This window comes from Dyadobacter sediminis, assembly GCF_005860765.1.
GTDB classification, from domain to species: Bacteria; Bacteroidota; Bacteroidia; order Cytophagales; family Spirosomataceae; genus Dyadobacter; species Dyadobacter sediminis.
This window is the reverse complement of sequence record NZ_VCEI01000011.1, coordinates 1,365,758-1,378,548: the sequence shown is the minus strand read 5'-3', so window position 1 is coordinate 1,378,548 and position 12,791 is coordinate 1,365,758. Positions and strand designations below refer to the sequence as shown.

The window sequence follows — 12,791 nt, the reverse complement described above, 5'->3', positions numbered from 1 at the left end:
AGTCAACGTCTGGAAATCTGAAAGGTGTGTATCGTCAAAGGCGCATCTTTCAGATCTTCCCTGAATTCCTTCACATCTTTAAAGGTCAGTTTGGAAACCAGTTTCGATTCGTAAGTAATGGTGAAGCTGTCCTTTATAAAAGGCCAGGGCTCAATTGTAAGCTCGGATTCATTCTTGGACCATAACTGATACTGCAGATTGTCCGGACCGCCGCTGATTTCAATTTTTCTGTTTTCCGGCTGGATCAGCTGCTGGCAAATCAATAGCGAAAGTGCGTCGCACCATTCCAGAACAGCGTAAGCCCATGTAATTTCCTCTTTTTTCAAGCCTGTTTCTTTCAGCCATTTGCGGTCCCATTTTTCCAGCATTTTACAAAATTCCCTTGCATCTTTCTGATCCGAATGCTGGTATAAAAACTGAATATGGCGTGAAGTCAGCAAGGCGATATAACGACTTTTGGATAACGCAAGTTGCAGCAGTTCATCGCATTTTGCCTCTTCAAACACACGCATTTTAAAATTGATCGGCCCGCCGTTCTCATTGATCAGGTTATCGTCATTCACAAATTCGTTGAATGCATCGTCATGTTCTGTGGTAGCAATAATCGTTTCCAGCCAGCGTTCCGGGCGCATGTCATTTTTCCAGTAGAAGCAGAATTGTCCGGCTAGCAAGCCATGTGCACGTTGTGAAATAATCTGCCAGCCTTTTTCCTGATAATTGACGATCATGTTTTTTACAAAATGAGATGTGAGATGTGAAAGTAGAGTACTGGATTGTTGATTCTGTTCTGATTTAAAGATTTTACAAAAAGAACCGGACAGTGAATGTTCTTGCCCGGTTCTTTTAAATAATCAACTCCGAAATGTAAAGCCTGACCTTAGCTCTGCTGCTGTTTCTGGCTTTTACCGGAACTATGTTGTTCTTGTTTGTTATGCGTAATATGATCGCCTTTTACAGTTTCTTCTTCCTGATGTCTGCTGTCCAGATTATCCTTGTTTTCAGTTCTGGTTTGGGAACTTTGGCTTTGTTGCCCGTTTCCCGATTGTGACTGTTTCATGAGTTCAGAATTTTGATTCTGAATGATAATCAAAAAATATTATGCCAGTCCGTTTTCCTTTGCCATTTCTCTTCTGGTGCCTTCGTACAGTTCATATTCCAGCAGACGGCAGTCAATGGTGCTTGTATAGAATTCAATTCTGCGCTTTGCCTTTAACCCGATTTTTTTGGCCAGTTCCAGATTTCCGGTAAATACGTAGCCAAAATAGCCGCCGCATTTCTTTTTCATAAAATCGCCTATTCGCGCATAAGTATCTTCCAGTTCATCCAGATTTCCAAGCCGGTCGCCGTATTCAGGATTGATGAAAAATACACCTTTGTTTTCAGCCGGCACTTCGGTATCGGCAAAATCACACACTGCAAATTCGATCAGATCCGCAACGCCGGCAGCAATGGCATTCTTTTTGGCATTGGCGATGGCTACATTGCTGTAATCCGTTGCGATGATCCGCAGGCCGGGAACTTCAATAATCTGCTCGTCCAGCAAATCCTGTTCGGCAAAGTAGATTTCTTCGTCAAACCCCTGAATGTGCATGAACGCATAGTTGTTGCGGAACAAACCCGGACGGCTGTTGGTGGCAATCAAAGCGGCTTCAATCGCCAGCGTTCCCGAACCGCACATCGGGTTGATAAAAGCAGAAGCCCGGTCCCAGCGGCTTGCCAGGATGGTGGCCGAAGCAAGGGCTTCCAGCATCGGTGCGCGCCCGGGAATTTTGCGGTAACCATGCCGCGCCAGTGAATCGCCGGAAGTATCCATAAAAAGTTCGGCATGTTCATTTTTCCAGAACAAGTGCACAACAGCGCCTGTAAGATCGGATCCGGTGGAAGGACGCGTTCCTTTCTGTTCGCGGAAACGGTCTACAATGGCATCTTTCACGCGCAGATTGGCAAACATGCTGTTGTTGATCGTCGGATTCTGAACGTTGCTCGTCACTGAGAAATAACCTTCGTTTTCAAGAATGTCTTCCCAATTTACGTTCAGGACATAGTTGTAAACATCATCCGGATGGCTGGCGGTAAAACTTCCCAGGCTGTACAAAACCTGACTGGCGCAGTAAAGATTGAGATTCAGCTTGATGCAATCGTTGATGGTTCCCTTGATGCGGACACCTGTTACAAACGCTTCCTCGATAACAAATCCCAGGTTTTTGACTTCCTGCTCCAGATACGGCGCGAGGCGTTTGTGGCAAGTAATGGTGATCGGCGCGGAAGTTGTAAAAAAAGACATGTGAAATCTGCTAAGTGGCTACTGGCAATCAGCTGTTAGCTGTTAAGAAGTTCATGTTTTGAAAAGAGCAAATTACAAAATCAAGATGCTTAACTAATTTTAATCAATAACCTGATAACGGCAAAGCTGTATTTATACCGGCAAACTTAGCGGTTTAGAAAACCAAATCTGATCATTAAAAGAGATTTAATGAAAGTTAATACGAAAGTGTCCGGCTTATTAATAAAAAGGCTGCTTCCTTTTGAAAGAAAACAGCCTTGTGAAATCATTATTCTTAAACTTATATTCCGTTCAGTTCGGCTTCTGTAAAGGCTTTTTCACGGCCTGTCAGTTTCTGGCGTGTGCGGGCAACTTCTTCGGTTGTAACTTTGTCCGCATTGTTGCGCCAGGATTTGCGGATAAAGCTCAAAAGCTGCGCAATATCTTCGTTCGGCATGTCTTTGTCATATCCGATTCCCGGCATGTCGCCGCTCACTTCCGGGGTCTGGTACACATGTCCGTTCACCTTTACAGGGCCTGTAAGACCAAATAGTACAATAGAAATCAGCTTATCCTTGTTTCCAGTGACCCATTCCGACTGGTTCAAAGGCGGCGCAAGTGACCGGACGCCGCCGCCATCCGGTCCGTGACAAGTCTGGCAAATGGAAGTAAATAACGCTTCGCCTTTCGGGAATTCTTTTTTCAGCGTTTCCGGGTTCCGGTTTCCCTGCGCATTTTTAATACCGGCAATGGCTTTTTGCAGCTGTTTGTTGAACAGTATGTTCGGATCGGCAAGCGAGGCTGTAATCTCGTTCTGGAACAATTCTTCCTTATCCTGAAGACTGCTGATCACAGCATCGGAAACATAACGGTTGGAGGGATATTTGACAGCCAGTTTCGTCAGCAGGTTATGCGAAGCAGTCGAATCAAAGGTTTCCATTGATTTGCAGATAAAAGCTATGTACGGCGCTGAAAGCGTGTCATTTTCATTCACCATAGTTTCAAAAGCCGAGGCAAACTGCCGGTACGAGGACGGATTCATCATGTAAGGCGCCACGGAAAGTGCCTGCATCCGGTAGGTCCATTCCGGCGAAGAAAGCCAGGCCACAACCTCTTCGGATTTAAGCGAATTAAGTCCTTCCAGCGTCCATAATGCATGAATGGCAAGTAGCGGATTGTTTTTTTGCTTTACAGCTTCCCGCAGTGCAGGGAGCGTCTGGTTGTATTTTCCGTCAATCAGTTTCTGCTGCGCCCTGTCGCGTACCCATCCGTTGGCATGTCCGAGCAGCTTTACAAGTTCGTCCGCTTTGTCAGGAATGGTTACGGGCCTGGATTCTGTATTTTTCGGAACGATCTTGTAAATGCGTCCGCTGGAAAGGGGCTGCGTAAGGTTTCTTTTCCCGATCTGGTCTTTCAGGTAAGGCGTGAGGTATGTTTTATGCTGAATGATTCCGCGGTACATATCCAGCACATACATGGCGCCATCGGGTGCATTGTAAAGGCTTACGGGACGAAAACGTTCGTCGGTACTGGCCAGAAATTCCTTTCCTTTATATGCCTGTTCTCCTTTTACAACATAGCCTCTTTCATCCAGAATATTCCGTTTGATCAGATTGGCAGACGGTTCCGGCACAAACGCGTTGAACTCGTAAGACGGACCGAACAAGGCGCTGCGGTAAATAACCGGTCCGGCAGCTGCCGTAAAGTCGTTCAGCCGCAGGCTGTCGTCGAGGATATTTTTCATGTACCCTCGGTTTACGCCGGGAGTCGGGTGGATCGGATAAACCTTGTTATTGGCAACTGATTTTTCATTATAGCCGGCAACGCCTTTCTGGTTTTTGTTAAAAGCGCCAAGTCCCGCCGGAAAGTAGTCGCCGAGCAGGTTCTGTGAATTGTTGTTGTAATAAAGTCGTCCGTAATTATCCTGCGTAATGCCCCACTGGCCGCGAAAATGCGTATGCTCGATTTCCCATTTATTCCCTCTTTTACGATAGCGTTTATCCGACTTGGCGTTGTAGATCCAGTTATCCATGGCACGCAACAGGCCGTTTGGCTGGTGCTCTACATTGCCGCCTTCGGTATATTTGTCATCTACCAAAGTCTTCTTGACCGCTTTGTCGTTTTTTATTTCGTAGAACCATAAATTGGTCGGTTCCGCAACCAGAATGCCATTTTCAATGAGGCAAATCGCTCTTGGAAGCACCAGGGAATCCACAACAACGATCCGTTCGTCGTACACGCCGTCCTTGTTCCTGTCGTCCAGAATCACAATGTTACCGTTCGGGATATCTTCGCCGGTTCCGATCGTATCCGGCATGTAGCCGGTCATTTCCACGACCCACATTCTGGCTTTGTCGTCAAACTGCATGGCTACGGGCGCACTGACAAGCGGTTCGGCCACAACGAGCTTTACTTCAAACCCGTTTTCAACCTGCATTCTGGCAATCGTATTTTCAGGACGGATAAAAGGGGATGTTCCGGGAACAGGCGCCACGGTATCGGGTTTTACAATTTCCGTAGTAGCCGTAGTCTGCTGCGTGACAACCTTCTTGTTTGTTTTACAATAGAACAGGGTAATGGAAATGGCAAGGAAAAGAAAATGAGAACCGTACTTTTTCATTGTTGAAATTGATCTGTCAGGCGATGGTTAATGAAGCTGCGAATCAGGCTGAATTTTACTTTCAGGAACGTTATTTCCTTATTGATTCTTCAACCGGTTTCATGTTGGAAGTCAGAAAATGAATGATAAGCCATGCGACCAGATAAGCAAGGCCGGATATTATAAACAGAACGTTGTATCCTGCGCTAATATTTCCTGCTGCTTTGTAATAATCCAGCAGAGAACCAACGAGTAACGGAAACAAAGTGGAGCCGATGGAACCAGCCATCCCGCCGATCCCGACCACGGAACTGACGGCTCTTTTCGGGAAAATATCGGAAACAATCGTGAAAATATTGGCACTCCACGCCTGATGCGCCGCAGCCGCAATACTGATTATTCCTACTGCAACCCAGATATCCGTAGCATATTTGGCCAGAATGATCGGCATGACCGCAAATGCCATAATCAGTAAAGTTGTTTTTCTTGCTCTCAGCGGCGCCCAGCCTTTCTTGATAAGATACGAAGACAAATAACCGCCGCCGATGCTGCCGAAAGTAGTGGCCGTGTAAACAATCGCAAGATGAAGACTCGGCTTTTTCAGATCTAGGGAAAAAGTAGTTGCAAAGTAGGACGGAAGCCAAAAGAGGAAAAACCACCAGATCGGGTCAGTAAGTATCTTGCCAATGATAAAAACCCACGCCTGACGCAATTGCAGCAGTTTTGACCAGGGAATAGGAGCCTGGTTTTCACCGTCGGAAAGTTCGTTGTCGCTGTGAATGTAGGCATTTTCTTCTGCGGTCAGTTTCTTGTGACGGGACGGAATTTCATACAGAAGCCACCAGAAAACAAGCCATATAAAACCAAGTGCGCCGGTAATCAGAAAGGCTTCCTGCCAGCCGTAAGCGCCCAGCAGCCACGGAACCAGAATAGGCGCTGCTACTGCTCCGATGCTGGTTCCCGAGTTGAAAATGCCGGTGGCAAGTGCACGTTCGCGTTTCGGAAACCATTCTGCCGTTGCTTTTACGGCAGCCGGAAAATTGCCCGATTCACCCAGTCCCAGAAGTGCCCGTACAGCTCCAAACCCGAATGTGCTTTTTACAAATGCATGCAGAATGGCAGCAATGCTCCAGACGATAATGGAAATGGAATAACCCATTTTGGAACCGATCTTATCAATGAAATTCCCGAAAATAAGATAACCCAGTGCGTAACAGCCGGCAAATACCATGACAATATTGGCGTAATCCGATTCCGACCAGTTGAATTCAAGTTCCAGCGTAGGTTTCAGCAGTCCGAGAATTTGCCGGTCGATGTAATTGATTGTAGTTGCAAAGAATAATAAAGCACAGATTACCCAACGATAGTTGCCGATTTTGGTTTGTTTCATAGTGAGGATTAAAAATTTCTTCGGGTTCAGATGTAAAATGAATGTCTGTCACCGAAGAAGACGGGCTTTTCAGGTTTCTACCCCTTAAACGAGCCGGAAAGACAGCAATAAAAATAACGCATTTAATCGAAGTTTTGTCAGGAGGCAGGATACTTTATACCAGCAGCCGCTTGTTAAATCCCGCATTCTGCCTGATCCGGAAACCATTTGAAAAAGGATTTTCCATAACCTCAGGTTATCGTAGATAACCAATTGTGATTAGAACGGACGACATTCACAAGGTACTTTTGTAGCATATTATTCCGGAATTCAAACAGAAACTGAACATGATAACCACCGATATTTGCATCATAGGCGCCGGACCTGTCGGCCTGTTTGCTGTTTTTGAAGCAGGATTGCTGAAAATGCGCTGCCATTTGATAGATGCGTTGCCTGTTATCGGCGGCCAGCTTGCCGAAATTTACCCGCAGAAACCTATTTATGACATTCCGGGTGCACCGGGAATCATTGCTGAGGATCTTGTCAAAAACCTGTACATGCAGATTGAAGAGTTCAAGCCGGGTTTTACGTTGGGTGAAAGAGTGGAATTTCTGGAAAAACAGCAAGATGAAAGTTACCTCGTAAAAACAAACGAAGGTACGGAAGTTCATTGCCAGGTTGTTGTGATTGCAGCGGGGCTCGGCAGTTTCGAGCCCAGAAAACCGGCGGTTGAAAGACTGGAATACTTTGAAGGAAAAGGCGTTCATTACATGGTCAGGAAACCCGAACAGTTCAGAGATCAGAACGTTGTGCTTGCAGGCGGAGGCGATTCGGCACTGGACTGGACTGTCTTCTTGGCCGGCATTGCGTCTCGCGTAACGCTTGTACACCGCGGCGACACATTCCGCGGCGCTCCGGATTCAGCTGAAAAAGTGTTTGAACTTGCTGAAAAAGGAAAAATTGATCTGATCCTGCAAGCGCAGGTCAGCAGCCTGGGCGGCAATGGCGTTCTTAAGGAGGTTTCCATTACCGGAAATGACAAGTCGGTTGTCAAAGTCCCGACAGATCATTTTATTCCGTTGTTCGGCCTCAGTCCGAAACTCGGCCCCATTGCTGACTGGAACCTGGGCGTGGAAAAGTCAGCAATTATAGTCGATACTTTCGATTACTCGACAAACATTGAGCGCATTTATGCAATCGGTGACATCAATACGTATCCCGGAAAGCTGAAACTGATTCTATGTGGTTTTCATGAAGCGGCAATCATGATGCAGAGCGCTTTCAAATACATTTATCCCGATCAGAAATTAAGTTTTAAATACACGACCGTTAACGGGGTCAATCCTTTTTAGTCATGATCAGTATAACAGTTGAAGAATATAACGGCGAAAGGCGGAAGCTGGAAGTTCCGGTGGATATGGGACTGAGCCTGATGGAGGTTCTCAAAGCATATGAATACGATATCCAGGCCACTTGCGGTGGAATGGCACTTTGCGCCACATGCCATATTGAAGTGCTGGAAGGAGCAGACAAACTGCCGGAATCAAACGACAGCGAACTGGCTACACTGGATACTTTGCCGGATGTGGACATAAACAGCCGCCTTTCCTGCCAGCTCAGGCCGGATGATCATATGGACGGACTTGTGATCCGCATAAAAGCACTGCAGGATAGTTAATTAAGATTTTAGAATTTTGGAATAATAGTACATAAACCTTCGCTGATCCTCTGCGAAGGTTTTTAGTTTTATCATGATGCTGTTATTGGGTAATGCAGGGAAACAATGACCACATTTCAAATCTGCATGGGAACTGGTTGAGTCTGTAAAGATTAGTACACAAAGGTGTATTGTTCAACTTGTTGATTAGAAGGCATTTAGTTCATTCTGTATTTTGTTTATTGTCAAAACTCAAAAAGTAAAAGGCTGAGTTTTAAATCCAAACCGCTCATTTTGGTACATTTGGACCGGATTCAAGTAGTTACAAGCGATGTTGTCCTGACAGAAAACAGCCATTGCTTTAACCTAATCAGAGATAAAAATGACTTATTGCCTGGGAATAAAAGTAAAAGAAGGACTGGTTGCGTTGGCTGATACCCGCATTACAGCAGGAACCAACACGACGGTCAAAAAGAAAATGTATGTAACGCAAAAGGATAGTTACTCGCTGTTTATCATGACCAGCGGACTTCGTTCCGTGCGGGACAAGGCGGTGCATTATTTTGAGGAGCTGATCAACGAAGGCGTTGTTTACAACAAACTGTATAAAGCTGTAAATGCCTTTGGCGAACAGATCAAACGCGTTGCGGAAGAGGACAGGGCCAATCTGGAACGCTCGGGTTTTAAGTTTAACCTGAACACGATTGTGGGCGGCCAGCTGAAAGACGATGCCGAACACAAGCTGTTCCTGCTTTATTCGGAAGGAAACTGGGTGGAGCTGGATGAAGGTTCGCCTTATGTGATCATCGGGAATTCCGGTCAGGGCAAAGCGATCCTGAACCGGGTACTGAACGAATATTCTACAATGAAACAGGCACTTAAAGCCGGATTTCTGTCTTTTGATTCCACGCGTGTGAGCAATAACGACGTTGATTTCCCGATTGACATTGTACTTTACAAAAAAGACAGTTTTTCCATCATCGAGCACCGGTATGAGAAAAAGGATATGGAAAAAATATCCGAGATATGGGCTGATAAATTAAAGCAGGCACTCGACGATATTCCGGAAGACTGGATGGATAAGCCGTTTGAGGTTATTGATAATGGCTGAAATGCGATTTCAATCCTGTAAAACAAACAAAAAGAACTGGTTCCTGTGAGCCAGTTCTTTTTGTTTAATGAAACGTATTGTTTAACGAAGAGTAGCAGATATACTGTTTATGAAGGATTTACATTCTTGCCTTGTCTTTTTGCAATGGATAAAAGCAGTGCAGGCAATAAAATCAGATTGGTGCACATGGCGACAAGCAAGGTAATGGAAACCATAACGCCCATTGCGGCGGTTCCGCCAAAGCTGGATGCTGCAAAAATGATAAAACCGGAAAACAGGATCACAGCCGTATAAATCATGCTCAATCCGGTTCCGAAAATGGATTGTGTAACCGCCTGTGACGGCGTCAAGCCGTTATTATACAATTCCTGCCTGTAACGCGTCAGGAAATAAACCGTTCCATCCGAAGCAATCCCGAATGTGATGCTGAAAATAAGGATCGTTGTCGGCTTGAAATAAATTCCGAAATAACCCATAATACCGGCCGTCAATGCAAGCGGAATAAGGCACGGCAGCTTGGAAAGCAGGATAATGGGGATGGAACGGAACAGTACCATGCCCACAATGGCAATCAGTAAAATGGCAATTAAAAGACTTTCGTACAAATTGCTGAGCAGATAATCATTGCTTTTCAGGAAAACGAGGCTGTGTCCGGTCAGACTGACTTTGTATTGCTCCGGACTGAAAATGGAATCCACTTTCGGCCTGATTTTTTGCATCAGTTCCTTGATTCGCTCGGAGCCTACGTCCGCCATCTGAAAACTGACCCTTGTAATGCTTTTGTCTTCGTTCAGGAAAGTATTGAGCTGTTTGGATGCATTTTGTTTTCCCTGAACATAATTGGTCAGTTTATTCAGTTCCAGTACGCCCGGCAAAGCAAAATACCGGGCGTCGCCGCCACGATAAGCCTGGTAAAGAAAGCGCGAAGCTTCAACGACTGAAATCGGTTTTGAAAATTCCGGCATCTTGGCCATTTCGTTCTGAAATGCCTTGATCTTATATAAAGTCTGCGCCTGATCTGCAAAAACACCGTTAGGTTTTTTAGTATTGATCATCACTTCAAACGGCAGCACGCCATTGAAGTTTTTTTCGAAAAACCGCAAGTCGGTATAAACCACATCTTTTTTCGGAAGGTCGTCCACAACGTACCCGATCGTTTTGATCTTGGTCATGCCGATGGCCGAAATGATGATCAGCAGGACCATGGCCATGTAGATCTGTTTGCGGCGGTTATGAACCAGAAAATCTATTTTTTTCAAAAAACCGGATGCCCATTTTCCTTCCAGATGTTTGAGGTGTCGTGGCTTCGGTGTGCTCATGTAATGCAGCGTTATCGGAATCAGCAGCAGGCACAGCACATACGTAACCATCACGCTGATGGCAGCCACAACGCCGAATTCGACCAGCAGAATGCTGTTTGTAAAATAAAAAACCCCGAACCCGATTGCCGTTGTCATGTTGGCCAGAAAAGTTGACAACCCGATCTGACGGATCATTTCCAGCAACGCTTCGTCCTTGTCATTATGCGCTTTGAGTTCCGACTGATATTTGTTGATCAGAAAAACGCAGTTCGGAACGCCGATTACAATCAGCAGCGGCGGAAGCAGGCCGGTCAATGCGGTAATTTTGTAATCAAAAAGGTGTAAAATCCCGACGGAAAATATCACCCCGATAAGCACAACAACAATGGAAAGCAAGGTAAGCCGCAGCGAACGGAAAAAAGCCCACAGGATCAGGAGTGTTACAAACACGGCAAGACCCATGAACAGCTTCATTTCACCCGATATTTTCTTCATGTTCACCGTCCGGATATAGGGCATTCCGGAATAGTGCAGGTCTGTATTGTATTTCTCGGCAAACTTTTCAGCCATAGCTTCAATGTCGCTTACAATCGTAAGCCGACGTTTGCTGTTCAGCTCTTTGTCGTTGAAGGTAACTACAATCAGCGTGGCGTTTGATTTGCTGTTCAGCACCAATCCTTCATAGATCGGCAGGTTTGCAATTTCTTTTTTCAGGCTGTCCACTTCCTGCTGTGTAGACGGGATCTGCCGGATTACGGGTGAGAAATCAAATTGCTGAAGACTGTCATTTCTGACAATTTTATAAACATTGGCAAGTGAAAGCACATTTTTGATGCCTTGTGTTTCCTTGATTTCCTGCGAAAGCTTGCACCAGTCACGAAATTTGTTGATTTCGAAAAGCTGCGGGTCCTGCCAGCCAATCACCATGACACTGCCGTCTTCACCGAATAACTTCCGAAAATCCTGATACTCTTTCTCGACCGGATCGCTGGAAGGAAGTATTCTCGCAAACTGATAGGAGAGTTCGATTTTGCTGGCTTCATAAGCCATGAAGATTGTTGATACCAACACCAATGCAACCCACAAAAGCCGGTAGCGGATAATGTAAGTCGCTATTTTATTCCACATATAAATAAATCAGGTTTCCACAAAAAGTTGCAAATATACGCACGAGGCAGGCATTTAAAGATTATAACGGGTTTTTATAAATCGTAAACCTGAACCTGCAAATTATGATCCAGAAATTGAAATCAGTTAAACCGTTTTAAAATCAGCTCCTGAAAGGCTTTTTCAGATTCCGGCTATTTTTTCCAGATGATGATAATCAATGCCGAAATACTGTTTGGCTTCGTGTATTTTTTTCAGGATCATGTCCCGGTTCGGCACGTCCCGCTGATTTCGGATTCCAACGATCAGAACATTTTTAGGCGTATGTGCATCGGATATAAACTCAAAAACTTTGGTCTTGTAACCAAAATATTCGAGTACCAAAGCCCGGATTCCGTCCGTAACCATTTCTGCCTGCCTTTCCAGAAAAATACCGTATCGTGTTAAAAAGCCGATATCATTTTCTGCTTTGTTCTTTTCGATTTCTCTGCGTATCTGCTTGTGGCAGCACGGCGCAACCACAATCAGGTCGGACCCTGCTGTAATCCCCTTGTAAATCGCATCGTCCGTTGCGGTATCGCAGGCATGCAGCGCGATCAGCATGTTTGTTCCGCTGCTGTTAAAATCTGCAATGGTCCCTTCCTCAAAATGAAGCTGCTCAAAACCGCTTTCTCCGGCGATCTGGTTGCACAAATCCACAAGGTCTTTCCGGAATTCAATGCCCGTTACATGGGCATCCACTTTCAGGACGTTAATCAGATAATCGTACAATGCAAATGTCAGATAACCTTTTCCCGAGCCCATGTCGGCCACTTTCAGCTTTCCCTCGGTCGGAATGTCCCGGATCAGGCTGCTCAGGATTTCTACGTAATGATTGATCTGGCGGTATTTGTCCTGCGCATTTTTGTAAACATTCCCGTTTTCGTCCGTTATTTTCAGCTGGTGCAAATACGGCTTGTTTTTGGAAGTAAGCAGGCGGTTTTTAGCTTTGTCGTGTTCAAGTGAAGGCTGTGTCCTCACAGCCGTGTCCGTCTTTTTCAACAAAACTTTCTGATTCTTGAGCAGTTCAAATTGCAGGTCGGAAGCAGTGGTCTGCAGCGTTGCTGCATGGAAGTCGGTTGCGAGTTTGTTCAGTACATACGCCACCGTTTCCTGCAGACTGAAATTTTTAACTATGTCCTTGGTTTTGTACCGGAATGTGAAGCTGCATTTTTCTTCCCTTTTGATCAGCGTCTTTTTTATATAGATATTTTTAAGATTTTCTTCTGCGCCTTTGTAATGGCCAAGTGATAATTTGATGAAGGTATCATTTTGAAGACTTTGCTCGAACGCAGTTATATAATCCTGTTTCTTTTCAGCAATATTCATGAGTTGTATTTTACTT

The 12,791-nt window shown here is 45.2% G+C and carries 10 protein-coding genes; 3 read left to right on the top strand and 7 right to left on the bottom strand.

Annotated features, from left to right (window positions below):
- Positions 1 to 2: 2 nt before the first annotated feature.
- The 5 genes from FEM55_RS06335 to FEM55_RS06315 all read right to left on the bottom strand — a co-directional run bounded on the left by FEM55_RS06335 (position 3) and on the right by FEM55_RS06315 (position 6,252).
- Positions 3 to 728: a DUF3891 family protein gene (locus FEM55_RS06335; RefSeq protein WP_138280431.1), complete on the bottom strand. Its 726-nt coding sequence runs from the start codon at positions 726 to 728 to the stop codon at positions 3 to 5.
- A gap of 149 nt (positions 729 to 877) precedes the next feature.
- The gene (locus FEM55_RS06330) at positions 878 to 1,057 is read right to left on the bottom strand and encodes a hypothetical protein (protein ID WP_138280430.1); all 180 of its coding nucleotides are present in this window, start codon (positions 1,055 to 1,057) and stop codon (positions 878 to 880) included.
- A 39-nt stretch (positions 1,058 to 1,096) separates the two neighbouring features.
- Positions 1,097 to 2,284 carry a THUMP domain-containing class I SAM-dependent RNA methyltransferase gene (locus FEM55_RS06325; RefSeq protein WP_138280429.1) on the bottom strand — a complete coding sequence of 396 codons (1,188 nt, stop codon included), beginning with the start codon at positions 2,282 to 2,284 and terminating at the stop codon, positions 1,097 to 1,099.
- A gap of 280 nt (positions 2,285 to 2,564) precedes the next feature.
- On the bottom strand, positions 2,565 to 4,883 hold the full coding sequence (locus FEM55_RS06320; protein WP_138280428.1) for a DUF7133 domain-containing protein: 2,319 nt from the start codon (positions 4,881 to 4,883) through the stop codon (positions 2,565 to 2,567).
- Positions 4,884 to 4,953: 70 nt separating this feature from the next.
- Positions 4,954 to 6,252, bottom strand: coding sequence for an MFS transporter (locus FEM55_RS06315; RefSeq protein ID WP_138280427.1), 1,299 nt, complete (start codon positions 6,250 to 6,252; stop codon positions 4,954 to 4,956).
- A 326-nt stretch (positions 6,253 to 6,578) separates the two neighbouring features.
- Here FEM55_RS06315 and FEM55_RS06310 point away from each other — a divergent pair, with 326 nt between their 5' ends.
- From FEM55_RS06310 to FEM55_RS06300, 3 genes are all read left to right on the top strand, one after another.
- Positions 6,579 to 7,583, top strand: coding sequence for an NAD(P)/FAD-dependent oxidoreductase (locus FEM55_RS06310; RefSeq protein WP_138280426.1), 1,005 nt, complete (start codon positions 6,579 to 6,581; stop codon positions 7,581 to 7,583).
- A 2-nt stretch (positions 7,584 to 7,585) separates the two neighbouring features.
- The gene (locus FEM55_RS06305) at positions 7,586 to 7,909 is read left to right on the top strand and encodes a 2Fe-2S iron-sulfur cluster-binding protein (RefSeq protein WP_138280425.1); all 324 of its coding nucleotides are present in this window, start codon (positions 7,586 to 7,588) and stop codon (positions 7,907 to 7,909) included.
- A 361-nt stretch (positions 7,910 to 8,270) separates the two neighbouring features.
- The gene (locus FEM55_RS06300; RefSeq protein WP_138280424.1) at positions 8,271 to 8,999 is read left to right on the top strand and encodes a proteasome-type protease; all 729 of its coding nucleotides are present in this window, start codon (positions 8,271 to 8,273) and stop codon (positions 8,997 to 8,999) included.
- A 107-nt stretch (positions 9,000 to 9,106) separates the two neighbouring features.
- Here FEM55_RS06300 and FEM55_RS06295 read toward each other — a convergent pair whose 3' ends face one another.
- Both FEM55_RS06295 and FEM55_RS06290 read right to left on the bottom strand, forming a co-directional pair.
- On the bottom strand, positions 9,107 to 11,428 hold the full coding sequence (locus FEM55_RS06295) for an efflux RND transporter permease subunit (protein ID WP_138280423.1): 2,322 nt from the start codon (positions 11,426 to 11,428) through the stop codon (positions 9,107 to 9,109).
- A gap of 162 nt (positions 11,429 to 11,590) precedes the next feature.
- A complete protein-coding gene (locus tag FEM55_RS06290; RefSeq protein WP_138280422.1) occupies positions 11,591 to 12,775 on the bottom strand; it encodes a class I SAM-dependent methyltransferase in 1,185 nt (394 codons plus the stop codon).
- Positions 12,776 to 12,791: the final 16 nt, after the last annotated feature.